The sequence below is a fragment of the Stenotrophomonas sp. 28608_Sma genome (assembly GCF_056486185.1).
On record NZ_CM151308.1, the window covers coordinates 1,174,190 to 1,200,931 of the forward strand.

Annotated in this window: 22 protein-coding genes; 7 read left to right on the forward strand and 15 right to left on the reverse strand. The window is 67.0% G+C overall.

Going from position 1 to position 26,742, the window contains the following annotated elements; translation table 11 throughout:
* Window positions 1-92: 92 nt before the first annotated feature.
* The 5 genes from ACZLHH_RS05370 to ACZLHH_RS05390 all read right to left on the reverse strand — a co-directional run bounded on the left by ACZLHH_RS05370 (window position 93) and on the right by ACZLHH_RS05390 (window position 5,395).
* On the reverse strand, window positions 93-1,349 hold the full coding sequence (locus ACZLHH_RS05370) for a cysteine desulfurase (RefSeq protein WP_005408431.1): 1,257 nt from the start codon (window positions 1,347-1,349) through the stop codon (window positions 93-95).
* Window positions 1,346-2,608 carry a Fe-S cluster assembly protein SufD gene (gene sufD / locus ACZLHH_RS05375; RefSeq protein WP_049462178.1) on the reverse strand — a complete coding sequence of 421 codons (1,263 nt, stop codon included), beginning with the start codon at window positions 2,606-2,608 and terminating at the stop codon, window positions 1,346-1,348. Before sufD ends, ACZLHH_RS05370 begins: the two co-directional genes overlap by 4 nt.
* A complete protein-coding gene (sufC, locus tag ACZLHH_RS05380; protein WP_019337095.1) occupies window positions 2,608-3,372 on the reverse strand; it encodes a Fe-S cluster assembly ATPase SufC in 765 nt (254 codons plus the stop codon). The genes sufD and sufC overlap by 1 nt, the downstream gene beginning before the upstream one ends.
* Window positions 3,373-3,446: 74 nt before the next feature.
* A complete protein-coding gene (gene sufB / locus ACZLHH_RS05385; RefSeq protein WP_043396952.1) occupies window positions 3,447-4,922 on the reverse strand; it encodes a Fe-S cluster assembly protein SufB in 1,476 nt (491 codons plus the stop codon).
* 17 nt (window positions 4,923-4,939) lie between these two features.
* The gene (locus ACZLHH_RS05390; protein WP_005408436.1) at window positions 4,940-5,395 is read right to left on the reverse strand and encodes an SUF system Fe-S cluster assembly regulator; all 456 of its coding nucleotides are present in this window, start codon (window positions 5,393-5,395) and stop codon (window positions 4,940-4,942) included.
* A gap of 209 nt (window positions 5,396-5,604) precedes the next feature.
* Between ACZLHH_RS05390 and ACZLHH_RS05395 the strand changes: the two genes are divergently transcribed.
* Window positions 5,605-6,072 (forward strand): SET domain-containing protein, encoded by a 468-nt coding sequence (locus ACZLHH_RS05395; RefSeq protein WP_012479369.1) that lies wholly within the window; start codon window positions 5,605-5,607, stop codon window positions 6,070-6,072.
* Between the two features lie 72 nt (window positions 6,073-6,144).
* Here the strand turns inward: ACZLHH_RS05395 and ACZLHH_RS05400 are convergent, their stop codons facing one another.
* From ACZLHH_RS05400 to ACZLHH_RS05415, 4 genes are all read right to left on the reverse strand, one after another.
* Window positions 6,145-6,741 carry a YceB family lipoprotein gene (locus tag ACZLHH_RS05400; protein ID WP_012510326.1) on the reverse strand — a complete coding sequence of 199 codons (597 nt, stop codon included), beginning with the start codon at window positions 6,739-6,741 and terminating at the stop codon, window positions 6,145-6,147.
* Window positions 6,742-6,822: 81 nt separating this feature from the next.
* Window positions 6,823-7,371: a hypothetical protein gene (locus ACZLHH_RS05405; protein WP_049462179.1), complete on the reverse strand. Its 549-nt coding sequence runs from the start codon at window positions 7,369-7,371 to the stop codon at window positions 6,823-6,825.
* A 55-nt stretch (window positions 7,372-7,426) separates the two neighbouring features.
* The gene (locus ACZLHH_RS05410) at window positions 7,427-7,735 is read right to left on the reverse strand and encodes a DUF3861 family protein (RefSeq protein ID WP_032129232.1); all 309 of its coding nucleotides are present in this window, start codon (window positions 7,733-7,735) and stop codon (window positions 7,427-7,429) included.
* A gap of 254 nt (window positions 7,736-7,989) precedes the next feature.
* On the reverse strand, window positions 7,990-8,388 hold the full coding sequence (locus ACZLHH_RS05415; protein WP_010483539.1) for an HU family DNA-binding protein: 399 nt from the start codon (window positions 8,386-8,388) through the stop codon (window positions 7,990-7,992).
* Between the two features lie 371 nt (window positions 8,389-8,759).
* Between ACZLHH_RS05415 and ACZLHH_RS05420 the strand changes: the two genes are divergently transcribed.
* Window positions 8,760-9,191, forward strand: a complete 432-nt coding sequence (locus ACZLHH_RS05420) for an OsmC family protein (protein ID WP_005408443.1) — start codon at window positions 8,760-8,762, stop codon at window positions 9,189-9,191.
* A 99-nt stretch (window positions 9,192-9,290) separates the two neighbouring features.
* Here ACZLHH_RS05420 and ACZLHH_RS05425 read toward each other — a convergent pair whose 3' ends face one another.
* Both ACZLHH_RS05425 and ACZLHH_RS05430 read right to left on the reverse strand, forming a co-directional pair.
* The gene (locus ACZLHH_RS05425) at window positions 9,291-10,169 is read right to left on the reverse strand and encodes a PhzF family phenazine biosynthesis protein (RefSeq protein ID WP_049462180.1); all 879 of its coding nucleotides are present in this window, start codon (window positions 10,167-10,169) and stop codon (window positions 9,291-9,293) included.
* Window positions 10,170-10,300: 131 nt separating this feature from the next.
* A complete protein-coding gene (locus tag ACZLHH_RS05430) occupies window positions 10,301-11,173 on the reverse strand; it encodes a PhzF family phenazine biosynthesis protein (protein ID WP_049462181.1) in 873 nt (290 codons plus the stop codon).
* A gap of 75 nt (window positions 11,174-11,248) precedes the next feature.
* On the opposite strand from ACZLHH_RS05430, the gene ACZLHH_RS05435 reads away from it, so the two are divergent.
* The 3 genes from ACZLHH_RS05435 (at window position 11,249) to murD (ending at window position 16,662) form a co-directional block, all read left to right on the forward strand.
* Entirely contained in the window at window positions 11,249-13,843 is a 2,595-nt protein-coding gene (locus tag ACZLHH_RS05435) for a bifunctional aspartate kinase/diaminopimelate decarboxylase (protein ID WP_049462182.1), read from the forward strand.
* Window positions 13,844-13,919: 76 nt separating this feature from the next.
* Window positions 13,920-15,272 (forward strand): UDP-N-acetyl-alpha-D-muramoyl-L-alanyl-L-glutamate epimerase, encoded by a 1,353-nt coding sequence (murL, locus tag ACZLHH_RS05440; protein WP_049398826.1) that lies wholly within the window; start codon window positions 13,920-13,922, stop codon window positions 15,270-15,272.
* Window positions 15,253-16,662 (forward strand): UDP-N-acetylmuramoyl-L-alanine--D-glutamate ligase, encoded by a 1,410-nt coding sequence (gene murD, locus ACZLHH_RS05445; protein WP_049462183.1) that lies wholly within the window; start codon window positions 15,253-15,255, stop codon window positions 16,660-16,662. Before murL ends, murD begins: the two co-directional genes overlap by 20 nt.
* A gap of 60 nt (window positions 16,663-16,722) precedes the next feature.
* Here the strand turns inward: murD and ACZLHH_RS05450 are convergent, their stop codons facing one another.
* A complete protein-coding gene (locus ACZLHH_RS05450; protein WP_049462184.1) occupies window positions 16,723-17,316 on the reverse strand; it encodes an SMI1/KNR4 family protein in 594 nt (197 codons plus the stop codon).
* 134 nt (window positions 17,317-17,450) lie between these two features.
* Between ACZLHH_RS05450 and ACZLHH_RS05455 the strand changes: the two genes are divergently transcribed.
* Entirely contained in the window at window positions 17,451-18,242 is a 792-nt protein-coding gene (locus tag ACZLHH_RS05455) for a dienelactone hydrolase family protein (RefSeq protein ID WP_049462185.1), read from the forward strand.
* Window positions 18,243-18,401: 159 nt separating this feature from the next.
* Here the strand turns inward: ACZLHH_RS05455 and ACZLHH_RS05460 are convergent, their stop codons facing one another.
* Window positions 18,402-19,400 (reverse strand): polyprenyl synthetase family protein, encoded by a 999-nt coding sequence (locus ACZLHH_RS05460; protein WP_049443874.1) that lies wholly within the window; start codon window positions 19,398-19,400, stop codon window positions 18,402-18,404.
* 214 nt (window positions 19,401-19,614) lie between these two features.
* Here ACZLHH_RS05460 and ACZLHH_RS05465 point away from each other — a divergent pair, with 214 nt between their 5' ends.
* Entirely contained in the window at window positions 19,615-21,228 is a 1,614-nt protein-coding gene (locus ACZLHH_RS05465; RefSeq protein WP_049462186.1) for an alpha-glucosidase family protein, read from the forward strand.
* A gap of 205 nt (window positions 21,229-21,433) precedes the next feature.
* Here the strand turns inward: ACZLHH_RS05465 and ACZLHH_RS05470 are convergent, their stop codons facing one another.
* Both ACZLHH_RS05470 and ACZLHH_RS05475 read right to left on the reverse strand, forming a co-directional pair.
* Window positions 21,434-24,202, reverse strand: coding sequence for a TonB-dependent receptor (locus tag ACZLHH_RS05470; protein WP_049462193.1), 2,769 nt, complete (start codon window positions 24,200-24,202; stop codon window positions 21,434-21,436).
* A gap of 251 nt (window positions 24,203-24,453) precedes the next feature.
* Entirely contained in the window at window positions 24,454-26,505 is a 2,052-nt protein-coding gene (locus ACZLHH_RS05475; RefSeq protein WP_180845374.1) for a glycoside hydrolase family 97 protein, read from the reverse strand.
* Window positions 26,506-26,742: the final 237 nt, after the last annotated feature.

A 26,742-nucleotide genomic window follows, 5' to 3' on the forward strand; every position in this document is an offset into this window, starting at 1 on the left:
GGTTACACCTCTGCTTGGTTGCGTCCAGCGCGCAATAAAAAACGCCGCAGTTTCCTGCGGCGTTCTTGTACTTTCCTGGTTCTGGCGAATCCTCAGCCCAGCAGCTTCCGTACCTTGGTCAGCGCGGTCATGAACCGCTCGATCTCGGCATGCGTGTTGTAGAACGCCAGCGAGGCACGGCAGGTAGCCGCGACGCCGAAGTACTGCAGCAGCGGATGCGCGCAGTGCTGGCCAGAGCGCACGGCCACGCCTTCCAGATCCAAAAGGGTGGCCAGATCGTGGGCATGCGCGCCGTCGATCAGGAACGAGACCACCGCGGCCTTCTCCGGCGCTTCGCCGATGATGCGCAGGCCGTCGACGCGGCGCAGCTCTTCGGTGAAGTGCGCCAGCAGTTCGGCTTCGCGGGCTTCCACGTTCTCCTGGCCAAGCTGCTGCAGGTAGTCGGCAGCCACACCCAGGCCGATGAAACCGGCGATGTTCGGGGTGCCGGCTTCGAACTTGTGCGGGGCATCGTTGAACACGGTGCCGTCGAAGCTGACTTCCTTGATCATCTCGCCGCCGCCGAGGAACGGCGGCATCGCGTCCAAGTGCTCGCGACGGGCCCACAGCGCACCGGTGCCGGTCGGGCCGCACATCTTGTGGCCGGTAATGGCGTAGAAATCGCAGCCGATCGCGGCGACATCGACCTTGCGGTGCGGTACCGCCTGCGAGCCATCGACCACGGTGATGATGCCGCGCTTGCGCGCTTCGCGGCAGATCTCGCGCACCGGGTTGACCGTGCCCAGCACGTTCGAGACGTGGGTGACCGCCAGCAGCTTGACCTCCGGGGTCATTGCCGCGCGCAGCGCATCCAGATCGAGTGCGCCGTCAGGCGTGATCTCGGCCACGCGGATGGTGGCGCCGGTACGCTGCGCGACCAGCTGCCACGGCACGATGTTGGCGTGGTGCTCCATGCGCGTGATCAGGATCACGTCACCGGCCTTCAGCCGTGGCAGCGCCCACGAGTAGGCCACCAGGTTGATGGCGAAGGTGGTGCCACTGCACAGCACCAGGTCGCTGGGGCGCACGTTGAGGAAGCGCGCCAGCTTGTTGCGTGCGCCTTCGTAGGCATCGGTGGCTTCGCTGCCCAGTGCATGCACCGCGCGGCTGACGTTGGCGTTGTAGCGGCGGTAGAACTCGTCCACCGCGCCGATCACCTGCACTGGCTTCTGGCCGGTGTTGGCGTTGTCGAAATAGACCAGCGGCTTGCCGTGCACTTCACGCATCAACAGCGGGAAGTCGAGGCGGACGCGGTCCCAGTCGGGGGCGCCGGTGCGTTCTTCGATCGGTCGCGGCGTGGACAGGTTCATGCCACACCCGCCTCGGCGAGGGCCTTGTCCAGCCGACGTGCCAGCTGCGCACGCAGCGCGTCGGGCAGGATCTTCAGCGGCTCGTGGCAGAACGCGGCGCTCAGCAGTGCCTGCGCCTGTGCCTGCGGCAGGCCGCGCGAGCGCAGGTAGAACAGCGCATTGGCGTCGAGCTGGCCGACAGTCGCACCGTGTGCGGCCTTCACTTCATCGGCGTCGATCACCAGCGTCGGCTGGGTGTCGATCTCGGCATCGGCCGACAGCAGCAGGTTCTTGTTGGACAGGTTCGCGTCGGTGCCATCGGCGCCTTCGCGGATCTGGATGCCACCATGGAACACCACGCGGCTGCGGTTGGCGGCGACGCCGCGCCACAGCAGTTCGCAGGCGGTATCGCGTGCGATGTGGTCGATGCCCAGGCGGGTTTCGACGTGGCGGCGGCCATTGCCAAGCAGCACGCCGTTGGCGGTCAGCTGGGCATTGTCGCCTTCCAGGCGCACGTTCAGTTCATGGCGGCTGAGCGCGGCGCCCAGTTCCAGGTCGACGCGGTGGTACTGCGCGTCGCGCGCCAGCACCGCGTCGGTGCGCAGGAAGCTGGTCTGGCGCGCGCTGCCGGCCTGCACGCGGGCGTGCTTGAGCACGGCATCACGGGCGACGTGGGCATGCAGCACGGTGTTGTCCAGGTGGGCGGAGTCACCCACGCTGAAGCGATGCTCGACCACGCCGAGGCTGGCGCCGGCACGCAGTTCGATCAGGTGACGGTGGTGCCAGGCCAGGTCGGTGTCGCCGGCGACGCTGGCGAATACCAGCTGCAGCGGCGTTTCGACCTGCACGCCTTCATCCACGCGCAGCACCACGCCTTCATCGGCCAGCGCGGCATTCAGGCGGGCGAAGATCTCCTCGCTGCGCTCGTAGCGGCGGCCAAGGAAACGCGCGGCGTCTTCGCCGGAGGCCAGTGCGGCCGACAGCGACTGCAGCTGCACGCCGGCCGGCAGCGCCTGCACGTCGCTCAGCGCGGCATCCAGGCGACCGTTGACGAACACCAGGCGCGGCGCCGGAATGTCGTCCAGCAGCGCGGCGTCCAGCGCAGGGCCCTGCAGCGGCGCCGCAGCGAACGCACGGCGTTCAAGCTGGCGCAGCGAGGTGTACTTCCAGGCTTCGTTGCGGGCGGCCGGCAGGCCGTCGCGCAGGGCCGCATCCAGCACTTCGCGGCGCGCATCGCTGCCGCAGAAGGCCTGGGCCATCGAATCAAGCAGGGCGCTCATCAGACCGCCGCCTCGGGCACGACCCGGTCCTTCAGGAAGTCATAGCCGTGCGCTTCCAGTTCCAGTGCCAGCTCCGGGCCGCCACTCTTGACGATGCGGCCATCGGCCAGCACGTGCACCACGTCCGGCTTGATGTAGTCCAGCAGGCGCTGGTAGTGGGTGATGACCAGGAACGAGCGATCGGCGGCGCGCAGTGCGTTGACACCATCGGCCACGCTCTTCAGCGCATCGATGTCCAGGCCCGAGTCGGTTTCGTCCAGGATCGCCAGCTTCGGTTCCAGCACGGCCAGCTGGAAGATCTCGTTGCGCTTCTTCTCGCCACCGGAGAAGCCTTCGTTGACGCCACGGTGCAGCAGTTCGTCCTTCAGGTGCAGCACGGCCAGCTTCTGGCGCACCAGCTTGAGGAACTGCATGGAATCGAGTTCTTCCTCACCGCGCGCCTTGCGCTGGGCGTTCAGTGCCGCGCGCAGGAAGTAGGTGTTGTTCACGCCCGGGATTTCCACCGGGTACTGGAACGCCAGGAACAGGCCGGCAGCGGCGCGCGCTTCCGGGTCCTGCTCCAGCAGGTCGACGCCGTCGAACTGCACGCTGCCTTCGGTCACTTCGTAGCCGTCGCGGCCGGCCAGGACATTGCCCAGGGTGGACTTGCCGGCGCCGTTCGGGCCCATGATGGCGTGCACCTGGCCGGGCTGGACGTCCAGCGACAGGCCCTTGAGGATTTCCTTGTCGCCGATGCGGGCGTGGAGGTTTTCGATCTTCAGCATGGTGGGGGTTTCCGTGGGGCGGGCCGCGGCCCGCCGGTAAAGAGAATGCGTTTGCGAGGGACAGGGGCGGGCGGTCAGCCCACCGAACCTTCCAGCGAGACTTCCAGCAGCTTCTTGGCTTCCACCGCGAACTCCATCGGCAGTTCGCGGAACACCTGCTTGCAGAAGCCGTCGACGATCATCGACACCGCGTCTTCCTGGCTGATGCCACGGGCGCGGCAGTAGAACAGCTGGTCGTCGGAAATCTTGGAGGTGGTGGCCTCGTGCTCGACGGTGGCGCCCGGGTTCTTCACCTCGATGTAGGGGAAGGTGTGCGCGCCGCACTGCTTGCCGATCAGCAGCGAATCGCACTGGGTGTAGTTGCGCGCGCCATCGGCATTGCGGTCCACACGCACCAGGCCGCGGTAGGTGTTCTGGCCGCGGCCGGCACTGATGCCCTTGCTGACGATCTTGCTCTTGGTGCGCTTGCCGACGTGGATCATCTTGGTGCCGGTGTCGGCCTGCTGGCGGTGATGGGTCAGCGCCACGGAGTGGAACTCACCGACCGAGTCGTCGCCCAGCAGCACGCAGGACGGGTACTTCCAGGTGATCGCCGAGCCGGTCTCGACCTGGGTCCAGGTGACCTTGCTGCGCGCACCACGGCATTCGGCACGCTTGGTGACGAAGTTGTAGATGCCGCCGACGCCGTTCTCGTCGCCCGGGTACCAGTTCTGCACGGTGGAGTACTTGATCTCCGCGTCTTCCAGCGCGACCAGCTCGACCACCGCAGCGTGCAGCTGGTTCTCGTCGCGCATCGGCGCGGTGCAGCCTTCCAGGTAGGACACGTAGGCCTTGTCCTCGCACACGATCAGGGTGCGCTCGAACTGGCCGGTGTGGCCGGCATTGATGCGGAAGTAGGTGCTCAGTTCCATCGGGCAGCGAACGCCTTTGGGAATGAACACGAAGCTGCCATCGGAGAACACCGCCGAATTGAGCGCAGCGAAGTAGTTGTCGCCCACCGGCACCACGGTGCCCAGGTACTGGCGCACCAGTTCCGGGTGTTCCTTGATGGCCTCGGACATCGAGCAGAAGATGATGCCCTTCTCGGCCAGTTCCTTGCGGAACGTGGTGCCGACGGACACCGAGTCGAACACCGCGTCCACCGCCACGCCGGCCAGCTTGGCACGCTCGTGCAGCGGCACGCCCAGCTTGTCGTAGGTGTCCAGAAGTTCCTTCGGCACGTCATCCAGCGAGGCGTACTTCGGGCCCTTCGGCGCGGAGTAGTAGCTGAGCGCCTGCAGGTCGATCGGCGCGATCTCCAGCTTGGCCCAGTCCGGCATCGGCATGGTCAGGAAGTGGCGGTAGGCGTCCAGGCGCCACTGCGTCATCCACTCCGGCTCTTCCTTCTTGGCCGACAGGGCACGGATGGTGTCCTCGTCCAGGCCCGGCGGCAGGGAGTCCGATTCGATCTCGGTGATGAAGCCGGCCGAATACTTGCGGCCGAGCTGCTCGTGGATCTCGCGGTTGGGGGTGTCGTCGTGGGCGACGTTTTCGATGGTTTCGGTGGCCATGGGGGGCTGCCTACGGATCAGGAGACGACGTCGACAGCGATGGTGCGGCGCTGTTCGTCATCGGCAAGGGGGAGAGGGGGCAGGATCTGCGCAAGGGTGACATCGCGCAGGGCCTCGGAAACCACGTCGTTGATCAGCCGCCAGCTGCTGCGCGCGCCGCACTTGGGCGCCATGCCGCACTGGTGGTGGTCGTGGCTGCATTCGGTCAGGGCCAGTGGCCCTTCCATCGCTTCGACCACTTCGAACAGCGAGATCTCGATGGCCGGGCGGGTCAGGCGGTAGCCGCCACGCACGCCGCGCAGGCCTTCAACCAGGCCGGCCTGGGCCAGCGGCTTGAGCACCTTGCTGACGGTGGGCGGCTCCAGACCGGTGAATTCGGCCAGCTCGGTGGCACTGAGCACCTCGCCCGGACGGGCGGCGAGCACGGTCAGCACGACGGTGGCGTAATCGGTGAGTTTGGTGACGCGCAACATGGGGATGCGAGTGGTTCTTAAAGCGGACTGAAATTGTACGCTTTTATTCGCCGCCATCCAACCCGGGCATTCAGCCGGCGCTGGGGCCGGGTCGGGAGGACACACCGGGGCCGTTGCCAGGGCGCAATGCTGCGCCAACGGGGTGATTTTCGCAATCACCCGGAATGCGCGAGAATCCCTGTTCCATTCGCTGCAAACAGCCCGTGCCGATGCCGAAGAAGATCCAAGCCCGCAAGTCCGCCATCCATGGCAACGGCGTGTTCGCCGTGGCCCCGATCAAGCAGGGCGAGCGCGTGATCCAGTACAAGGGCCTGCTGCGCAGCCACGGCGACGTTGATGCCGATGACAGCGGCGACGTCGAAAGTGGTCATACCTTCCTGTTCACCCTCAACGACGACTGGGTGATCGATGCCAACTACAAGGGCAATGACGCGCGCTGGATCAACCACAGCTGCGACCCGAACTGCGAGGCGGTGATCGAGGAAGACGAGGACGGCGACAGCCGCGGCGACAAGGTGTTCATCGAGGCGCTGCGTGACATCAAGGCCGGCGAAGAGTTGACCTACAACTACGGCATCACGCTGGCTGAGCGCCACACCGCCAAGCTGAAGAAGATCTGGGAGTGCCGCTGCGGCTCGCCCAAGTGCACCGGCACCATGCTGCAGCCCAAGCGCTGACCCGCAGCGGGTAGTGCCGGCCGCTGGCCGGCACACATGTGAAAAGCGTGCCGGCCAGCGGCCGGCACTACCTTACTTACCCAGCACGCCTGCCGGCACCAGGTTGCCCAGGTTCTGGTTGAAGGTGACCACCAGCTTGCCGTTCTTCACCTGCGCCGACTGCACCTGCAGCGCGCCGAGCAGGCCGGCCACGGCCGGGTCCAGCTTGTAGATCGGTTCGCGCTGGGCGTAGTCGCTCAGCCAGGCATTGAGCAGGCCGCGGGTGCGCGAATCGAGGCGACCGCCCTGGTTGGCCGGGGTGAAGTCATCCACGCTGGGCTGCTGCAGGTGGAAGCCCTGGGTCTGCGCGTCGTAGCGCAGTCCACTGCTGAGCTTCACCGTGCCCAGCTTGGCCGGGTTGCCACCGGCGGTGGCCAGTGCCACATCCATGCCCAGGTTCAACCGTTCGCCGGCCGGAAGGCTCAGCTGTGGATGGCTCATGGTCAGCGCGATCAGGCCGCCGAGGGCGTCCTGGGTGCGTGGGAAGCTGCCATCGAGGTACTGCTGCACGTCACTGGCGCCGACCGACAGTTCGCGGCCGGAGATGGAAGGGGCGGCCTGGGCGCCGATCGCAGCGGCGATCAGCACGGTGGACGCCGCGAGGCGGGTCATCAGGGAACGCAGGCGCATGGCGGTGACCGGTGGATATGAATGGACGAATCAAAGAGTAGCCGTGCCGGCTGAATCGCGCGTGCATGCCGCTGCAACGGTTCAGTCCAGCGTTGGCCGCAGTTGCGCCGACTGGATCTGCCAGGCGCGGCCATCGGCACGGGGTTGCACCCGGTACCAGCCACCGAAGCGGAAGGTGCCCTCAGGGGTCACTGCGCGGATCTGTACCGGAACCTCCAGCAGCTGCGGCGGCTGGTGACCGTCGCGCGCGATCGGTAGTTCGCTGGTCAGGCGCAGGCTGCGCACGTCCGTGAGCTGGCGCAATGCAGCATCGTCGGCGCGTCGTGCATCGCTGGGCGGGAAGGTCCACGCGGCGTCGACGGCCTTGCGATCGCGATTGAGCAGGGCCATGACATAGGCATTGAGCATTCCCGCCGGCAGCTCGGCCTCGGCCGCGACGGCGGCAAACAGGGGATCGACATCGATGCCCTGCACGGTCGGTGCATCGCCTTCTGCGGCGGTCTGTGACTTCGTGCGGGCAGCCGCCTCGGCCGTGGCCGACGGTGTGGCATCCGCTGGATCGGATTGCGATGTCGGCCGGGAACAGGCCAGCAGCACCAGCGGTGCGAGCAGTATCAGGAACCTGCGCATGTCTGCCTCCTCCCCGAGGCGAACGGAAGGAGGCAGTGTATCGGCTGTTCCGCGATCAGCGGGAGGAGGGCAGCTGTTCCAGTGCATCCAGCGCCGGCAGCACCTGCGTGGCGATGGCGGCCAGGGCATGCCCTTCGGTGTCGGCGTGGCGCTGCACGATGTCGCGCAGCAGCTGGGTGGCGATCACCAGCGTCGCGCGCTCGTCGCCGCTGATACCAGCGGTGCGCGGCGCCGCTTCCAGCAGGCGCATCAGGTCGCGGCTTGCGCGATGTTCCAGTTCGATGGTGCAGCGCCCGGTGCACTGCAACCCGTCCTTTTCGATGGGGGTCACCGAGATCCGGTAGCGGGTGGAGGGGCTGGCCATGAGGGTGTGCTCGCCGTAGCTGTGGAGGATGTGCCCACCTTAGGCAAGGCCGTGCCCGGCGGCGATGGCCGGGGCTGCACGCAGTGTTCCACCCGGTACGTTCCGGGGCCGCAACGGACCACGCCCAGCCAATGGCGACGGGCCTGTACGCGCATTCCCGGGGATGCGGCAACGCTGTGTTGCGGGCTGTGGTTGGGACAAAAAAAACGGGACGGCCAGAGCCGTCCCGTCGGAATCCGCGTTGGGGCGCGCGCTTACAGCGCGGCGTCCTTCAGCTTCTTCAGCGGACGCACCTTCAGCTTGGTGGTGGCCGGCTTGGCAGCGAACCACTGCTCTTCCTTGGTGAACGGGTTGATGCCCTTGCGCTTCGGCTTGGCCGGCACATTGACGGTGGTGATCTTCAGCAGGCCCGGCAGGGTGAAGGAGCCAGCGCCCTTCTTGTGCACCGAGGAGGCGACGGCGCTTTCAAGCGAGGCCAGCACAGCGCGGACGTCCTTGGCGATGACGCCGGAGGCTTCAGCGATGTGTGCAACCAGGCCGGACTTGGTCAGCACTTCCTTGATCGGCTTCGGAGCGGCCGGCTTGGCGGCTGCCTTCGTCGCGACTTTCTTCACTGCCTTCTTCGGGGCAGCCTTCTTAGCGGTCTTTGCCATGGTTTCCTGTTCCGTGAACGGTTGGTTGTTTGGTCGGCGCCGAACCCCGTCGGCAAGCGCAATGTAGGGCAACTCTCGGGCGCCGCCAATAGCCCGAAGCGTGGAAAGTGCATGTTTTTTCATATCCAGGCCGATTCAGTACATGGCCGGCAGTGGGGGAAGGGGGTGTGGCAGCGCGCGCGATAGCCCGCGCCCGCCCATCGGAGGAATGCGCGAAACCACTGAAAACAAGGGAAAAAAGCGCGCCGGTCTGGCGAAGAAGTGACCAGTTGTCCGGTTTCCGGCGGACCTGTGGCGTGCGGCGGAGCGACGCAGGGCTAACGCCTCCCGTGCGAGGGTGACCGTTCATCACCGTCACGCAGGAGCAGCACATGGGAATCTCGCGACACGCCACCGCGCACTGGGAAGGCGATCTGAAGTCGGGCAAGGGGCAGTTGAGCACGCCGCAGAGTGGGCTGCTGGACAAGACCCGCTACGGCTTCAACAGCCGCTTCGGCGACGAAAAGGGCACCAATCCGGAAGAGCTGATCGCTGCCGCCCACGCCGGCTGTTTCACCATGGCGCTGTCGGCCAAGCTCGGCGAAGCCGGCTTCACCCCGACCTCGCTGGATACCGAAGCCAAGGTCGATCTGTCGCTGGAAGGCGGCCCGCAGCTGTCGCAGATCCGGCTGAAGGTGAAAGCGGTGGTGCCGGGCATCGACGCGACGCAGTTCCGTGCGATTGCCGATGACGCCAAGCAGAACTGCCCGGTATCCAAGGCGCTGAGCGCAGTGCCGATCAGCCTGGAAGCCGAGCTGGGCTGAGCCGGCGTATCTGTAGAGCCGAGCCCATGCTCGGCTCCTCTGGCTGCCATGATCTGGCCGGAGAGCAGCCGAGCATGGGCTCGGCTCTACAGCATCCCTTTACCAATCGATGGTGCCGGTGATGACCGTCTGCACCTGGCCACCGGACCAGACTTCCCCGTCTTCATCGACGAAAAGGGTCAGGCGCGCGTCGTGGCCGACTTCGCGGCCCTGGCTGACTTCGAACGGTGCGCGACCACGGGGCAGCGCATCGCGCAGGTCCAGCCATGCGGCCAGCACCGCATTGGCGGCACCGGAGGCGGCGTCCTCGAAGCGGCGTCCATTGCCGACGAAGGCACGTACCGCCAGATCGAAGCCCTCACCGCCATCGCTGAAGGCATAGGCAAACACGCCCATGCTGTCGGTGGACTCGGCCAGTGCGGCCACCGCATCCCAGTCCGGCTGCAATGCGCGCAATGCGGCCTCATCGGCCACCTGCACCACCCACCAGCTGCGTCCGCCCTGCATCCGCGCCGGCGGCAGGGAGCCCAACGGCCAGTCCTTCAGCGCCGCCTGCAGGCGTGGATCGGTCGCCTCGGCAGTCTCGGCCAGCTGCGCGCGCGGCGTGCGGATGGCGATGCGCTGCTGCGCACCCTCACCGCTGACGCGTAGCGGCAGGGCACCGGCAATGCCGTCCTGTACCAGCACACCATCGACCGCTGCGGCCAGGCCGGCCTGCAGCACCGCATGCGCGGTGCCGACGCTGGGGTGGCCGGCAAACGGAACTTCCTTCTGCGGGCTGAACATGCGCAGCCGGTAACTGGCACCGGCGACCTGCGGCGGGAACACGAAGGTGGTTTCGGGCAGGCGCGTCCAGCGCGCGATGGCCTGCATGCTGGCGTCGTCCAGGCCCTCGGCATCGAGCACCACGGCCAGCGGATTGCCGGCGCCGGCGCGCGGGGAGAACACATCCAGCTGCAGGAAACGGCGGGTGGACATTAGGCGGCACTCCAGTAAATAGGCCGCATAGCGTAGCGCGGGGCACCAAAAAGGGGACGGAGGGAATTAAGTCGCTTTTGCCCCATGTGCCATAAGCGACTTAATTCCCTCCGTCCCCTTTTTCCCGTGGGCTACCAGCGGATGTGGCCGTCGATGACCGCCTGCACCTGGCCGCCGATCCAGACCGTGCCCTGCGCATCGACCTGCACCTGCACGCGGCCATCGCGGCCGACTTCGCGGCCCTGGCTTGCCACGTAGTGACCCTCGCGGCCGGGCAGGGCATCGCGCTGCCGCAGCCAGGCACCGATCAGGGCATTGGCGCTGCCGGTAACCGGGTCCTCCGGTACGGCGGCCGCATCAGCGGGGCAGAATGCGCGCACCACCCGGGTATGGTCGGTGCCCGCTTCGTCGGCGAACACGGCCAAGCCGGTGGCATCGGTGGCAAGGCTCCAGTCGGCCAGCGCTGCCATGTCCGGCGCCAGGTTGCGTACGGCGGAGGCGTCGCGCAGCGGCAGCAGCCACCAGCGTGCGCCGTTGTCCCAGAGTTCGGGTACGTGCCCGCTGGCAGCCAGCGCCAGCAGCGCTTCCGGCGCTCTGTCCGCCGCTGTGTCCAGTTGCTGCGCCGTTGGGCTGGCCAGCTGGATCTGCAGTGCCTCGGCCGGGCCGCTCACCCGTACCGGCAGCAACCCCGCCGCGCATTGCTGCAGCAGGGCACCGTCGCGTGGTTGCGCCAGGCCGCAGATCACCGCCGCCCAGGCGGCGCCGACGCTGGGGTGGCCGGCAAATGCCAGCTCGCGGGTCGGGGTGAAGATGCGGATGTGGTAATCGGCGCCGGGCGCGCTGGGGCGCAGGAAGAACACCGTCTCGGACAGGTTCAGCCAGGCGGCCAGGGCCTGCATCTGGCTGCTGGAGAGCTCGTCGGCGTCCAGGATGGCGCCCAGTGGGTTGCCGGTGCCGGGGCGGGGGGCGAAGACATCGAGCTGCAGGTAACGGAGGACGGCCATCTACGGGGATATTGCGCTTAGAATCAAAGGTTCCGCCCCCGAGGGCGGCTTCCCCACATTCTACATAGCCAATCCATGTCAGCTTCCCCCCTTGTCGATCGTTGGATCGTACTGAAGTTCGGCGGCACCTCTGTGTCGCGTCGTCATCGCTGGGACACGATCGGGAAGCTGGCGAAAAAACGTGCGGAAGAAACCGGCTCGCGCGTGCTGGTGGTGGTTTCGGCGCTGTCCGGGGTCACCAACGAACTGACCGCGATCGCCGATGGCGCGCCGGACAGCCGTGATCGCGTGGCGGCGCTGGTCGAACGCCACGAGGCCTTCCTGGTTGAACTCGGCCTGGGCCGCGAGGTGCTGGCCGAGCGCCTGGCGACGCTGCAGGGGCTGCTCGACGACGCGCGCGCGGCCACCCGGCCGCTGCAGTGGCAGGCCGAAGTGCTGGGCCAGGGCGAACTGCTGTCCTCCACCCTGGGCGCGGCTTATCTGCACGCTTCGGGCCTGGACATGGGCTGGATGGATGCCCGCCAGTGGCTGGACGCGATGCCGCCGCAGCCAAACCAGAGCGACTGGTCGCAGCGCCTGTCGGTGAACTGCCAGTGGCGTGCCGATGCGGAGTGGATGCAGCGCTTCCGCGCGCAGCCGACCCGCCTGCTGATCACCCAGGGTTTCATCTCGCGGCATGCCGATGGCGGTACCGCCATCCTCGGCCGTGGTGGCTCGGATACCTCGGCGGCGTACTTCGGCGCGCTGCTCGGCGCCAGCCGCGTGGAGATCTGGACCGATGTGCCGGGCATGTTCAGCGCCAACCCGAAGGACGTGCCGGACGCGCGCCTGCTGACCCGCCTGGACTATTACGAGGCGCAGGAAATCGCCACCACTGGCGCCAAGGTGTTGCACCCGCGCTCGATCAAGCCGTGCCGCGATGCCGGCGTGCCGATGGCCATCCTCGATACCGAGCGCCCGGAACTGCCGGGCACCAGCATCGATGGCAGCGCTGCGCCGGTCCCGGGCGTGAAGGCGATCAGCCGCCGCAACGGCATCGTGCTGGTGTCGATGGAAGGCATCGGCATGTGGCAGCAGGTCGGCTTCCTGGCCGATGTGTTCAACCTGTTCAAGAAGCATGGCCTGTCGGTGGACCTGATCGGTTCGGCCGAAACCAACGTCACCGTATCGCTGGATCCGTCCGAGAACCTGGTCAACACCGATGTGCTGGCCGCGCTGTCGGCCGACCTGTCGCAGATCTGCAAGGTGAAGGTGATCGTGCCGTGCGCGGCGATCACCCTGGTTGGTCGCGGCATGCGCTCGCTGCTGCACAAGCTGTCGGACGTGTGGGCCACATTCGGCCGCGAGCGCGTGCACATGATCTCGCAGTCGTCCAACGACCTGAACCTGACCTTCGTCATCGACGAAGCCGATGCCGATGGCCTGCTGCCGATCCTGCACGCCGAGCTGATCGACAGCGGTGCGATGCCGGTGGAAGAGACCGAAGTGTTCGGCCCACGCTGGCGCGAGATCGCCGGCACCGTGCGCCCGCGTGGCACGCCGTGGTGGCGGGGCCAGCGGGCGCACCTGCTGCAGCTGGCCGACGCCGGTACGCCGCGCTATGTCTACCACCTGCCGACCGTGCGCGCCCGTGCCCGCGCGCTGGCCGCGATCAAGCCGATCGACCAGCGCTACTACGCGATCAAGGCCAACAGCCACCCGGCCATCCTGCAGCTGCTGGAAGCCGAGGGCTTCGGCCTTGAGTGTGTATCGCACGGCGAACTGAAGCACGTGTTCCAGCACCTGCCGGAACTGTCGCCCAAGCGCGTGCTGTTCACCCCCAGCTTCTGCCCGCGCAGCGAGTACGAAGCCGCGTTCGCGCTGGGCGTGACCGTCACCGTCGACAACGTCGAAGCGCTGCAGCGCTGGCCGGACCTGTTCCGCAACCGCGAGCTGTGGCTGCGCGTGGATCTGGGCCGTGGCGAAGGCCACCATGCCAAGGTCCGCACCGGCGGCAAGGACTCCAAGTTCGGCCTGCCGATCGCCCGCGTCGATGAGTTCGTGCGCGCGGCCACCGATCTGGGCAGCCGCGTGGTCGGCCTGCATGCGCATCTGGGCAGCGGCGTGGAAACCGCACAGCACTGGCGCCTGATGTGCGATGAGCTGGCCGGTTTCGCCCGCCGCATCGGCAGCGTGCACACCATCGATATCGGCGGTGGCCTGCCGATTCCGTACAGCGACGAAGACGAGCCGTTCGACCTGGACGCCTGGGCCGAGGGCCTGGCCGAGGTCAAGGCGCTGCATCCGGCATTCCGCCTGGCGATCGAGCCGGGCCGCTACCTGGTGGCCGAGTCCGGCGTGCTGCTGACCCATGTCACCCAGGTGGTGGAGAAGGACGGCGTGCGCCGTGTTGGTCTGGACGCCGGCATGAACGCACTGATGCGCCCGGCCCTGTACGACGCCTGGCACGACATCGAGAACCTCAGCCGCCAGGGCGGTTATGCCGAAGCGGCATTCGACGTGGTCGGCCCGATCTGCGAATCCAGCGATGTGTTCGGCAAGCGCCGCAAGCTGCCGGTGTCGACCGCACCGGACGACGTGATGCTGATCGCCGATGCCGGCGCCTACGGCTATTCGATGGCCAACACCTACAACCAGCGGATGCTGCCGCGCGAAGACGTGATCGAATGACCACCGCGCGCGCCCTGCACCCGCCCACCGACACGCCCCGCGCCATCGCGCGGGCCCGTGCCTGACCGGATACACCATGACTGCTTTCGACAAACACCAGGTTTCCCGCTTCCGCTTCGTCCGCTGCGAATTCGCCGCGGACACCGGCGTGGCCAAGCTGGTCTACGCCTTTGATGACGGCCCGGAGATGGTGGAAACCATCACCGTGCCGGGCGCCCCGTTCGTGCTGGACGAAGCGCGTACCGCCGCTGTGCAGCGCGCGCTGCAGCTGCTGCATCTGATCGCCGGTGTCAGCTACTACAAGGCGGGCGTGCCGGAGACGGTCAGCATCGACAGCTACGCCATCGATGCCGATACCGCTGCGCTGGTGGAGACGGTCTACCTCAACGGCCTGGGTGAATTCGCGTACCGCAATGGCCTGAACCTGCGCGGGCGCTTCCGCCTGCCGGTGCAGGGCGAGGCAGTGCAGGCGCCGGTGCTGGGCCTGCAGCCGCACGCGCTGGTGGCGATCGGTGGCGGCAAGGATTCGCTGGTCAGCATCGAAGCGCTGCGCCGTGCCGGCGTGGACGAGACGGTGACCTGGATCGGTGGCTCGCAGCTGATCCGTGCCTGCGCTGAACGCACCGGCCTGCCGACGCTGAACCTGGGCCGCGCGCTGGCGCCGGAACTGTTCGAGCTGAACCGCCAGGGTGCGTGGAACGGGCATATCCCGGTCACTGCGGTGAACTCGGCGATCATGGTGCTGGCCGCGCTGCTGCAGGGCGTGGACCAGGTGGTGTTCTCCAACGAACGTTCGGCCAGCTACGGCAGCCAGATTCCGGGCACCGGCGAAGTGAACCACCAGTGGTCCAAGGGCTGGGCATTCGAGCAGGCGTTCGGCAGCCATGTGCAGACGCACGTAGCGGCGGACCTGCAGTACTACTCGCTGCTGCGCCCGATGTCGGAGCTTGCAGTGGCCCGCCAGTTCGCCAAGACCGATTTCTACGACGCGCATTTCTCCAGCTGCAACCGCAACTTCCACATCCTCGGCGAGCGCCCGGTGAACCGCTGGTGCGGTGTCTGCCCGAAGTGCCATTTCGTGTTCCTGGCGCTGGCCCCGTTCATGCCCAAGACGCGCCTGGTGCGCATCTTCGGCCGCAACCTGCTGGACGATGCCGAGCAGGCCGGCGGCTTCGACGCGCTGCTGGAATTCCAGGACCACAAGCCGTTCGAGTGCGTGGGCGAAGGCCGCGAATCGCGTGCGGCGATGGCGACCCTGGCGCAGCGCCCGGAGTGGAAGGAAGACGTGCTGGTGAAGCGCTTCTGCAATGAGATCCAGCCGCAGCTGGATGCCGCCGAACTGGAACTGGCACCGCTGCTGCAGCTGCAGGGCGAGCATCGCGTTCCGGCTGCGCTGTGGGAACGGGTGCGTGAAGATTTCGAAGCTTGAAGGAAAGCGCGTTGCGCTGTGGGGCTGGGGCCGTGAGGGCCGTGCGGCATTTGCGGTGCTGCGTGAGCGCCTGCCGGCACTGCCGCTGAGCCTGTTCTGCCCGGCGGCCGAAGTGGAGTCCGCGCGTGCGGAAACACAGGGCGTGCTGGACGTGCGTGGTGAGCCGTCGGCCGAGGCGCTGGCTGCCTTCGATGTGGTGATCAAATCGCCCGGCATCAGCCCGTACCAGCCGATCGCGCTGGCCGCGGCGGCGCAGGGCACCACTTTCATCGGTGGCACCGCGCTGTGGTTTGCCGAGCATGCGGGTGCCGATGGCATCGTGCACGACACCGTGTGCGTGACCGGCACCAAGGGCAAGAGCACCACCACCGCGCTGGTCGCGCACCTGCTGCGTGCCGCCGGCCACCGCACCGGCCTGGTCGGCAACATCGGCCTGCCGCTGCTGGAAGTGCTGGATCCGCAGCCCACGCCCGAGTACTGGGCGGTGGAACTGTCCAGCTACCAGACCGGCGAAGTGGCACGCAGTGGCGCCCACCCGCAGGTGGCGGTGGTGCTGAACCTGTTCCCCGAACACCTGGACTGGCATGGCAGCGAACAACGTTACATCGAGGACAAGCTGCGGCTGGTGACTGAAGCCGCACCGCGCATCGCCGTGCTCAATGCCGCCGATCCGCATCTGGCTGCGCTGTCGCTGCCCGATAGCGAAGTGGTCTGGTTCAACCAGCCGCAGGGCTGGCATATGCGCGGTGACATCGTGCATCGCGGCGAGCAGGCCGTGTTCGATACCCGCAACACGCCGCTGCCGGGTCGCCACAACCGCGGCAACCTTTGTGCGGTACTGGCGGCGCTGGAAGCGCTGGGGCTGGACGCCGTGGCGCTGGCACCGGCGGTGCAGGATTTCCGTCCGCTGCCGAATCGCCTGCAGCGCATCGGCGCGGCCGATGGCCTGACCTACGTCAACGATTCGATCAGCACCACGCCGCATGCCAGCCTGGCCGCGCTGGAGTGCTTCGCCGGGCAGCGCATCGCGTTGCTGGTGGGCGGGCATGACCGTGGCCTGGACTGGACCGATTTCATGCAGCACATGGCGCACGACGTGCCGCCGGTGGAGATCGTGACGATGGGCAGCAACGGCCCGCGCATCCACGCGATGCTGCAGCCGCTGGCCGATGCTGGTCGCTTCGGTCTGCACGCGGCGGCGGATCTGCCCGAGGCAATGGCGCTGGCACGTGCCGCGTTGGGTTCTGAAGGCGGGGTGGTATTGCTGTCGCCGGGCGCGCCGAGCTTTGGTGCCTACCGGGATTACGTGGCGCGTGGCCGTCATTTCGCTGAGCTGGCTGGGTTTGACCCGGAGAGCATCAGCGCGATTCCCGGGCTGGGTATCGCTTGAAGGTAGTGCCGGCCGCTGGCCGGCAACCTCCGGAGAAATTCATCCACGCATGGCGTGGATCTACTGTTCGTCTTCGATGAACGCGTAGCCGCCTTCGATCAGCTGCTGCAGGTACGCATCGAAGCTGGGCGCGATCACCGCATAGCTGTCCGGATCGTGCAGGTAGCGCACCACCTGGCCGACCGCGCCGCCCGGCGCGGGATCAAAATCCAGGTACAGCATCGAGGTGCCGCCGTTGTTCATGCAGTGCGAGAAGCACAGGCGGCGGTTCATCGGCAGATCGGCGTCGATGCCCTCACCCAGGATCTCTGGCTCGTCATCCAGCCACTCTTCGTAGATCGAACGGATGCTGTCGTCCCACTGCTGCTGGTCTTCGAAGATCTGCGCAACCGAACGCAGGTAGTAGGGATAGCCGCCGTCCTCCACGTCCGAGCCGAGCACCAGCACGCAGACCTCGCCGCCGGGGTACTCACGGAAGTGGGTGCCATCCACGCGGGACAACAGTTCCAGCAGGCTGTCTGGCACCTGAGGCCACTGCGCACGCAGGCGCTGCAGGTCTTCGCCGCTGGCGCCCTGCACGTGGGCCCACTGCGGGGCATCCTCGGCAGGCAGGCGGGGGATCAGGCCAGACAGGAAGCGATCAACAAGGTTCATGCAGAAAAAAGGGGACGGAGGGGATTAAGTCGTATCCAACCACACCTGCGTCACGTCGCCAATGCAGAATGCGACGCGGGAGGGGCGAATACGGCTTAATCCCCTCCGTCCCCTTTTTCTTGCGGAGCAGGCGCATGAATCGTTGGCGATGCAGTGTGGCGGTGGTTCTGGGGCTGGCGGCGATGCCGGCGTGGGCGGCGATGAAGACGCAGCCGGTGGAGTGGAAGCACCAGGGCACGACTTTCAGCGGCGTGCTGGTCTATGACGACGGCGACAACGATAAGCGCCCCGGGCTGGTGATGGTGCCGAACTGGAAAGGCGTGAACGAATCGGCGGTCGAGAAGGCCAAGCAGCTGGCCGGCGATGACTATGTGGTGCTGGTGGCCGATGTCTACGGCAAGAGCGTGCGGCCGAAGACCGATGCCGAGGCCGGGCCGGTGGCGACCAAGCTCCGCAATGATCGGCCGCTGCTGCGTGCGCGTGCGCTGGAGGCGGTGAACGTGCTCAAGGCCCAGGCCGGCAAGGCACCGCTGGATGCCAGCCGGATCGGTGCGGTGGGCTTCTGTTTCGGTGGCACCACGGTGCTGGAGCTGGCCCGTGCCGGTGCGCCGCTGGCAGGGGTGGTCAGCCTGCACGGCGGGCTGGGTTCGCCGCTGCCGGCACAGGCTGGTGGCAGCCACCCGTCGGTGCTGGTGCTCAATGGCGCCGACGACACCAGCGTGACCGCCGAGGACATCGCCGGCTTCCAGAAGGAAATGAACGCGGCCAAGGTCGACTGGGAATTCACCAACTACAGCGGCGCGGTGCACTGCTTCGCCGAGCGCGATGCCAACAGTCCGCCAGGCTGCCAGTACAACGAACGGGCGGCCAAGCGCGCCTGGAAAGCGCTGGATGAGTTCTTCGAGGAGCGCTTCGAGAAATGTTGATCCGTGCAGCGGTAGTGCCGGCCGCTGACCGGCATTCCCGTGACATCCGCAGCATCATGAGGTTGCCGGCCAGCGGCCGGCACTACAATGCGGTAAACGCGATCGGTCGGTAGTCACCGATGTTTCCGTGCCGACCGTTGGTCGGCACACCTCAACCCATCAATGCGAGCGCTGCACCGCGTAGCGGGCCAGGCCGCGCAGGGCAGCCACGGCATCATTGTCGGCCAGGCCATCGAGCGCGCGCTCGGCGGCCTCGGCATATTCCTCGGCACGCGCGCGGCTGTACTCCAGCCCGCCGGTAGCGCGGATCGCGGCCAGCACTTCCGGCATCGCCGAGGCGTCGCCGTCCTGCACGATGGTGCGCAGGCGCTCGCGGGTGGCGTCGTCGGAGTGGGCCATCGCGTGGATCAGCGGCAGCGTCGCCTTGCCCTCGGCGAGGTCGTCACCCAGGTTCTTGCCCAGCTCCTCGGCATTGGCCGAATAGTCCAGCACGTCGTCGGCAATCTGGAACGCGTAGCCCAGGTGCATGCCGTAGTCGAACAGGGCCTGCTGGGTGGCTTCATCCACGCCGCTGGCCAGCGCGCCCAGGCGGGTGCCGGCGGCGAACAGCACCGCGGTCTTGCGCTCGATCACGCGCAGGTAGGCGGCTTCGTCGGTATCCGGGTTGTGCACGTGCAGCAGCTGCAGCACTTCACCCTCGGCGATGCGGTTGGTGGCATCGGCCAGGATCTGCATCACCGACATGCGCTCCAGCTCGACCATCAGCTGGAAGCTGCGTGAGTACAGGAAGTCGCCGACCAGCACGCTGGGCGCGTTGCCCCACAGCGCGTTGGCGGTGCTGCGGCCACGGCGCAGGCTGGATTCGTCCACCACGTCGTCGTGCAGCAGGGTGGAGGTGTGGATGAACTCGATGATCGCCGCCAACTGGTGGTGGTCCGGACCGGCCTGGCCGACCGCATGGCCGGCCAGCATCACCAGCATCGGGCGCAGGCGCTTGCCGCCGGCGGAAATGATGTGGTCGGCGATCTGGTTGATCAGCACGACGTCCGAGGACAGGCGGCGCCGGATCAGGGCGTCGACGGCGGCCATGTCGGCCGCGGCAAGCGACTGGATCTGGGGCAGGCCCAGGGCGGGACGGGTGTCTTCGGTGATGGTCATGCGATCAGGCTTTCAGGCTCATCGCTGATTATAGGCGTTGCCTGTGAATTCGGGCGCAAACCGGGCAGGCCGGCGTCCGCGGCCCGGCCACGGATGCCGCCTGCGTGAATACGTATGCAGGTTGCGCCATGCCCGTGAGGCCACCGCTAAGCTTGCGGCATCAGGATTTCGGCCCGCTCCCGGCGGGTCCCGCACGCCCGGAGGGGGGCTGTCGATGTCGCACTATCCATGGTGGCGCGGAGCCGTCATCTACCAGATCTACCCGCGCAGTTTCCTTGACGCCAACGGCGACGGGGTAGGCGACCTGCCGGGCATCATCCAGCGCCTGGACCACATCGCAACGCTGGGCGTGGACGCGATCTGGATCTCGCCGTTCTTCAAATCGCCGATGGCCGACTTCGGCTACGACATCGCCGACTACCGCGACGTCGACCCGCTGTTCGGCAGCCTGGACGACTTCGACCGTCTGCTGGCCAAGGCCCACGGCCTGGGCCTGAAGGTGATGATCGATCAGGTACTGAGCCACACCTCGATCGAGCACGCCTGGTTCCGCGAGAGCCGCCAGGATCGTAGCAACCCGAAGGCGGACTGGTACGTCTGGGCCGACCCGCGCGAGGACGGCACGCCGCCCAACAACTGGCTGTCGCTGTTCGGCGGCTGCGCCTGGCAGTGGGAGCCGCGCCGCGAGCAGTACTACCTGCACAACTTCCTGGTCGACCAGCCGGACCTGAACTTCCATCACCCGGACGTGCAGCAGGCGACCCTGGACAACGTGCGCTTCTGGCTGGACCGCGGCGTGGATGGCTTCCGCCTGGATGCGATCAACTTCTGCTTCCATGACGCGCAGCTGCGCGACAACCCGGCCAAGCCGGCGGAGAAGCGCTTCGGTCGCGGCTTCAGCCCGGACAACCCGTACGCCTACCAGTACCACTATTACAACAATACCCAGCCGGAGAACCTGCCGTTCCTGGAGCGGCTGCGCGCGCTGCTGGACGAGTACCCGGGGGCGGTCAGCCTGGGCGAGATCTCCTCGGAGGACTCGCTGGCCACCACCGCCGAGTACACCCGCGATGGCCGCCTGCACATGGGCTACAGCTTCGAGCTGCTGGTGGACGACTACAGCGCGGCCTATATCCGCGACACGGTCTCGCGGCTGGAAGCGGCGATGACCGAAGGCTGGCCGTGCTGGGCGGTTTCGAATCACGACGTGGAGCGGGCGGTCAGCCGCTGGGGCGGCCACCCGGCCGACCCGCGCCTGGCGCGGATGCTGGTGGCGATGCTGTGCTCGCTGCGCGGCTCGGTCTGCCTGTACCAGGGCGAGGAACTGGGCCTGGCCGAGGCCGAGGTGCCGTTCGAGGCCCTGCAGGACCCCTATGGCATCACCTTCTGGCCCAACTTCAAGGGCCGCGATGGCTGCCGGACCCCCTTGCCGTGGACCGACGCGCCGCTGGCCGGTTTCACCGCCGGCCAGCCGTGGCTGCCGATCCCGCCCGAGCACCGTGCCGCGGCCGTGGCGGTGCAGGAGCGCGACCCGGACTCGGTCCTGGCTGCGTTCTGCGGGTTCCTGGCCTGGCGGCATAGCCAGCCGGCACTCCTGCATGGCAGCATCCGATTCATCGAAAGCGCCGAGCCAGTGCTGCTGTTCGAGCGTATGCTTGCAGATGAAACCCTCCTGCTGGCCTTCAACCTGTCGGCCGAAGCGGTGAGCCATCCGCTGCCGCCGGGCAACTGGCAGCAGGTGGCGGTGCCGGGCCCGGATGCGGGCACGGTGCAGGGCAATGAACTCCAGCTGCCGCCGCGCGCGGTGTATTGCGCCCGACGCAGCTGACCGTTTTCTCCGGTGGCGGTACTTGCGGGGACGGGGCCGAAGCGCCCCGTCCCTTTTTTGTGGGTGGGATGCCGGTGAAGGGCATTCGCGCAAAAGAAAGCCCGCTGCCTGCGCAGCGGGTTTCCGGTCCTGCTCCCTGTTTTCTGTTGCCGGCCAGCGGCCGGCACTACCGGGTCCGGGTTGCCGGGCGCGGCCCGGCGCTACCTCAGAACTTGTAGTTCACGCCCAGCATGTAGGTGCGGCCCCACTCGATGTATTCCAGCGGGCGGTCCTTGCTGCCGGCGTAGGTGCGGTACGGTTCGTTGGTCAGGTTGCTGCCCTGCAGCAGCAGGGTCAGCCCGCGCAGGCTGCTGCTGTCGCTGAAGGTGTAGCTGACCTGTGCATCGGTCACGTTCTCGCCCACCACGTAACGCAGCGTGCGGTTGCCGTTGAAGTTGCCGATCTCACCGATGAAGTCCGAGCGGCGGCGCTGGCTCACGCGTGCTTCAAAGCCACTGCGCTCGTAGTAGGCGGTGAAGTTGTACACGCGCTTGGACAGGCCCGGCAGGCTGATCGGGTCGGTGCCCACACTGGAGGCACTCTCCGGATCCAGGATGGTGATGTCGCTCTTGTTGAAGGTCGCGCTGGCCTGCACGCCGAAGCCGCGCAGGCTGTCGGTCAGCATCTCCAGCGGGAACGACCCGGTCAGCTCCAGCCCCTTCAACGTGCCGCCCTTGCCGTTCTGCGGCGTGGAGAAGGTGCCGGTGGTCAGCACCGGTGCGGTCATGCCCGGCGGTGGCACGTAGTTGCCGAGCAGGCCGCTGAAGTCGTAGTTGTCCACCGACTGCGTGTAGACGTAGCTCTTCAGGTCCTTGTAGAAGATCGCCGCAGCCACGTAGGCCTTCTCGCCGAAGTACTTCTCATAGGACAGATCCAGCGCGGTGGCGCGCCACGGATCCAGCAGCGGATTGCCACCGCTGCCACCGGGGCGGCCGTTGTTGGTATCCACGCCGAATTCCAGGCCGGCACGCATCTGGTCCACGCGCGGGCGCGCGACCTGCTTGGCGGCGGCGAAGCGCAGCGTCTGCTGGTGCGGGAACATGAACACCAGGTTCAAGCTTGGCAGCCAATCCTTGTAGGTCTTGCCGGCAGAGAAGGGCTGGATGTTGCTGCCCGCCGGCTGCGAGCTGTCCCAGTAGCGCGAGTCCGAGCTCTGGTCGGTGTGCTGCATCTGCACGCCGATGTTGCCGCGCACGCCGACCACGCCGATGTCGGTGTTGATGTTCAGGCGTGCCCACGCCGTGGTGATCTTCTCCTCGACCGTCCAGGATTTCGGAATCAGGTAGTCCAGGTTGTCGACCAGGTTGAAGGTCATGTAACGACCGACAGCTGCCGGCACATTCCACGACGGGATGTAGCCGATGCCGGCGAAACCGAGGTTGACCGGGCGGTACTGCAGGTCCGGTGCGATGGTGGATTCGCCTTGGGCGCCGAGCAGGATGTTGCCTTCGGCCTGAGCCTTCTGCTTGCGACGGTCGGCATAGTTCACGCCCACGTCCACATCCGAGAACCAGCTGGACATGGCCTCGGGAACCGGCAGCGTCGCCGCCAGCTTGGCGCCCTTCAAGCGGTCTTCGACCTCCGGCACCTTGCCGTAGCCGGAACCATAGATCGTGTTGGTCAGGAACAGGCTGTCCGGATTGGAATAGTCGCGCCCCGGCGTGATCTGCGAGAAGCTGTTGTTGTTCACCACCAGGCCGATCGTGTCGAACTGCGGGCGCGGCACCAGCTGCAGGTTGTTCTCCAGGTTGATCTCGCGGCGGGTTGCCTTCGAATAGTTCAGGTCGGCGACCAGCTTCACGCCACCGACGTTGAACTCGTTGTTCCAGCCGAACGCATCGATCTTGTCCTTGCGCTTGTTGTACATGCCGCGCACCAGCGGGTACGCATTGTTGATCGTGCCACCGGTGAAGCTGCCATCGGCATTGCGGCCGACATTGCTGAACACCGGCAGGATCGCGTTGGGATTGTTGCTGTCCTCGCCGTTGCCGCTGAGGCTCAGCTCGAACTGGTTGGCGGTGTCGATCTGCTCGGCTTCGGTGTGGAACGCATCGAAGGTGCTGGTCCAGCTGTTGCTGGGGCGGAACTGGATCGTTGCCATCACGCCGTCGCGCTTGTTGTTGCCGGTGCGGCGCAGGGCCTTGATGCCATCGGTGAAGTAGGTGCCAGGTGCGATTCCGCGACGCTCGCCCTTGTCGGTGTGTTCGGTGGTCCAGGGCTCGTACAGGCCGACCTGGTTCTCCTGGATCGGCATGTCGCTGTGCGCATAACCAATGGCGATGCCCAGGGTGTTGTCGAAGAACTGGTCGATGTAGCTGGCGCTGAAACGGTTGCCATACGGGTCGATGTTGGCAGCGCGGCCCAGGGAGCTCTTCTGGTAGCGGCCGCTGACCGCGATCACCCGCTCGCCGAAGCTGAGCGGGCGTGCGGTCTGCATGTCGATGGTGCCCGACAGGCCCTGGCCGACCAGCGCCGCGTCCGGGGTCTTGTACACGGTCACGCCGTTGACCAGCTCGGACGGGTACTGGTCGAATTCGACGCCGCGGTTGTCGCCGGTGCTGACCACTTCACGGCCATTGAGCAGGGTGGTGGCGAAGTCGGGCGACAGGCCACGCACACTGATCACCTGCGCACGGCCGGCCACGCGCTGGGCAGCCAGGCCGGGCAGGCGCGAGATGGATTCGGCGATGCTGACGTCGGGCAGTTTGCCGATGTCTTCGGCGGAGATCGCTTCGACCACCGAGGTGGCGTCCTGCTTGATCGCGATTGCGTTCTCGATGCCGCGGCGGATGCCGGTGACCTGCACCGTATCCAGGTTGGTGGCGGCGGTGGCGGCCGGCGTGGTGGTGCTCTGCGTGGACTGTGCCGACGCCAGCGTCGGCGCCAGGACAACGGCCAGCGCGATGCTCAGCGCGCTGCGCTTGTGGTTCAACATTTTCCCCTCCCAGGCAATGTTGCAGATCGATTCGTGAACGTCCCGGAGTGACCGTGGACGTGCGACGCGGTGGCCGCTGTCGTCGCCGCTATGGTAGGCAGCGCGTTCTTCGCGGGAATCACCCTGCATACGTATTCAATGGCGTTTGCAGGGATGTAATCGCTTTCAGGTTCTGTTTGCGGTAATGCCGGCCGCTGGCCGGCAATCGCGTTCACCGGGTTGCCGTCCAGCGGCCGGCACTACCGCGGCATTCAAAGCGGCGTGAAACGAATGGCCTGCCCACCCCCCGGTGCCAGCACCAGCGTCAGCTCGTCGGCGCTGGTCACCTCTCGGGTTTCGCGCGCGAATGCGAAGGGATTGCTGCGGAAATCCGCGCCCTCGCCATCGCGGTAGATCTCGGCGCGATAGCGCACGCCCGGCTCCAGGAAGCCCAGCGACACCGGCAGCACACGGCCGTGCTCGTCGGTGATGCTGCCCAGGAACCAGTCGCGGCTGTCGCGGTCGCGGCGCACGATCGTCACGTAGTCGCCCACTTCGCCATCGAGCACGCGGCTCTGCTCCCAGTCCACCGCCACGTCCTCGATGAAGCGGAATGCCTCGCGGTGCTGCAGGTAGTGCTCGGGCAGGTCGGCGGCCATCTGGATCGGGCTGTACAGCACCACGTACAGCGCCAGCTGGCGGGCCAGCGTGCTGGGGATGGCCTGGCCGTGGCGGCCCTTCAGGCTGAGGATGCCGGGGGTGTAATCCATCGGCCCGGCCAGCATGCGGGTGAACACCAGGTTGACCTCATGTTCCGGCGGGTTCGGCGGCTGGCCCCAGGCGTTGTACTCCATGCCGCGTGCGCCTTCGCGCGAGATCCAGTTGGGATAGGTGCGGCGTAGGCCGGTGTCCTTGATCGGCTCATGCGGGTTCACCGACAGATGGCGGTGTGCCGATTCCTGGACCACCTTCAGGTGGTGGCGCGCCATGAACTGCCCGTCATGCCACTCACGCCACAGCGGGCCGCCCGAGGGATTGCGGCGGTCGACCTGACCGTCGTCGCAGACGTAGCCGGTCTTGAACTGGTCCACGCCCAGCCGCGCGTACAGGTCCAGCGCAGCGTCCAGCTGCTCCTCGTAGTGCTCGATGGCGCAGCCGGTTTCATGGTGGCCGATCAGGTGCACGCCCTTGTTCTGGCCATACGCCGACAGCGCTTCAATGTCGAAATCGGGCGTGGCACGGGTGAAATCGAAGTCGTAGCCATTGCCCACCCACATGCCGTCCCAGCCCGGATTCCAGCCTTCCACCAGCACGCCACGGAAGCCGTGCGCGGCGGCGAAGTCGATCACCTTCTTCGTCTTCGCGGTGGTGGCCGCATGCTTCGGCCCGGTCGCCCAGCTCTCGTTGTCCAGGTGCATCGACCACCACACCCCCAGGTACTTGGCCGGCTTCACCCAGCTCACATCACCCAGCGCATTGGGTTCGTTGAGGTTGAGGATCAGGTCCGATTCGACCAGGCCACCGGCACGGTCGGCAATCTGCAGCGTGCGCCACGGCGTGGCGAAGGGCAGGGCGCGGCGCACCTTCCAGCCTTCGGCCGAGGGCGAGAGCTGCGCGCGCAGGCGCTGGCCTTCGGTGCGGCGCAGCCACATGCCGGCGTAGTCCACCAGCGCGGCCTCATGGATCGCCACGTGCAGGCCGTCGCGGCTGCGCAGGGTCATCGGTGTATGCACCAGCGGAACCTCGCGCAGCGGCGTGCGCTGGTACAGGTACTCGTAGTGGATCGGTTCGCCGGCAGGGATCCACCACGCGGTGGAATCCTGCGCGATGGCGAACTCGGTCAGCTCGTCATCGATGATCGCTTCGTGCAGGTTCGGCTGCTCGGGGAACACATAGCGGAAGCCAACGCCATCGTCGTAGACGCGGAACACCACGTCCAGCCGCCGCTTGCTGCCGGTGGTTTCGGCCAGCTGCACGGTCAGTTCGTTGAAACGGTTGCGGGTAATCCGGCGCTCGCCCCAGGGCTGTTCCCAGCGGTCATCGACGCTGCGTTGCTGTTGGCCGAGCAGGGCGAAATCCCGGTCCAGGCGCCCATCGCGCAAGGCAAAGCCCAGCTTCGAATCTTCCACCACGGTCTCGCCGAAACGCTCGACGCGATAGCGCGCGGCGCCACCGTCCAGCACCAGGCTGACCTTGAGCACCTTTCCCGGTGATTCGACGCTGGCCACCTGCGGCGCGGCCTGCGCCAGCGTGGCCAGGCCCAGCAGAGCCAGACCGAGCAGGTGCGCGAACACCGCGCGTACAGCAGTGGGTGACATCGGCATTTCCCCTCCCAAGGCGCCGTTGGCAGACCCGGACCATAAGCCAGCGCGGCAGGCCCGCTACCGTGCAACGCCATGAATACGTATGCAGCTGGACGCAGCCGACAGCCCCGCGTCTACCATGGGGCCAAGGCACCTTGAGGGAGGGGCCGCGCCCGCCCGCCGGCAACGACGGTGCGGACCTACAACGCGTGCAGAGAGGGAGGGAGGCCGACGGGCGCAAGCCGGTCCGCCGCTTCG

Bases quoted from the DNA above. Each gene is read 5' to 3' on its own strand.
- ACZLHH_RS05420 (WP_005408443.1), top strand. From the start codon at position 8,760: ATGGGAATCTCGCGACACGCCACCGCGCACTGGGAAGGCGATCTGAAG.
- ACZLHH_RS05470 (WP_049462193.1), bottom strand. From the start codon at position 24,202: ATGTTGAACCACAAGCGCAGCGCGCTGAGCATCGCGCTGGCCGTTGTC.
- ACZLHH_RS05405 (WP_049462179.1), bottom strand. From the start codon at position 7,371: ATGCGCAGGTTCCTGATACTGCTCGCACCGCTGGTGCTGCTGGCCTGT.
- ACZLHH_RS05390 (WP_005408436.1), bottom strand. From the start codon at position 5,395: ATGTTGCGCGTCACCAAACTCACCGATTACGCCACCGTCGTGCTGACC.
- ACZLHH_RS05430 (WP_049462181.1), bottom strand. From the start codon at position 11,173: ATGGCCGTCCTCCGTTACCTGCAGCTCGATGTCTTCGCCCCCCGCCCC.
- ACZLHH_RS05415 (WP_010483539.1), bottom strand. From the start codon at position 8,388: ATGGCAAAGACCGCTAAGAAGGCTGCCCCGAAGAAGGCAGTGAAGAAA.
- ACZLHH_RS05370 (WP_005408431.1), bottom strand. From the start codon at position 1,349: ATGAACCTGTCCACGCCGCGACCGATCGAAGAACGCACCGGCGCCCCC.
- sufB (WP_043396952.1), bottom strand. From the start codon at position 4,922: ATGGCCACCGAAACCATCGAAAACGTCGCCCACGACGACACCCCCAAC.
- ACZLHH_RS05435 (WP_049462182.1), top strand. From the start codon at position 11,249: ATGTCAGCTTCCCCCCTTGTCGATCGTTGGATCGTACTGAAGTTCGGC.
- ACZLHH_RS05450 (WP_049462184.1), bottom strand. From the start codon at position 17,316: ATGAACCTTGTTGATCGCTTCCTGTCTGGCCTGATCCCCCGCCTGCCT.
- sufC (WP_019337095.1), bottom strand. From the start codon at position 3,372: ATGCTGAAGATCGAAAACCTCCACGCCCGCATCGGCGACAAGGAAATC.
- ACZLHH_RS05410 (WP_032129232.1), bottom strand. From the start codon at position 7,735: ATGGCCAGCCCCTCCACCCGCTACCGGATCTCGGTGACCCCCATCGAA.
- ACZLHH_RS05395 (WP_012479369.1), top strand. From the start codon at position 5,605: ATGCCGAAGAAGATCCAAGCCCGCAAGTCCGCCATCCATGGCAACGGC.
- ACZLHH_RS05465 (WP_049462186.1), top strand. From the start codon at position 19,615: ATGTCGCACTATCCATGGTGGCGCGGAGCCGTCATCTACCAGATCTAC.
- ACZLHH_RS05455 (WP_049462185.1), top strand. From the start codon at position 17,451: ATGAATCGTTGGCGATGCAGTGTGGCGGTGGTTCTGGGGCTGGCGGCG.
- ACZLHH_RS05460 (WP_049443874.1), bottom strand. From the start codon at position 19,400: ATGACCATCACCGAAGACACCCGTCCCGCCCTGGGCCTGCCCCAGATC.
- ACZLHH_RS05400 (WP_012510326.1), bottom strand. From the start codon at position 6,741: ATGCGCCTGCGTTCCCTGATGACCCGCCTCGCGGCGTCCACCGTGCTG.
- ACZLHH_RS05425 (WP_049462180.1), bottom strand. From the start codon at position 10,169: ATGTCCACCCGCCGTTTCCTGCAGCTGGATGTGTTCTCCCCGCGCGCC.
- murL (WP_049398826.1), top strand. From the start codon at position 13,920: ATGACTGCTTTCGACAAACACCAGGTTTCCCGCTTCCGCTTCGTCCGC.
- sufD (WP_049462178.1), bottom strand. From the start codon at position 2,608: ATGAGCGCCCTGCTTGATTCGATGGCCCAGGCCTTCTGCGGCAGCGAT.
- ACZLHH_RS05475 (WP_180845374.1), bottom strand. From the start codon at position 26,505: ATGCCGATGTCACCCACTGCTGTACGCGCGGTGTTCGCGCACCTGCTC.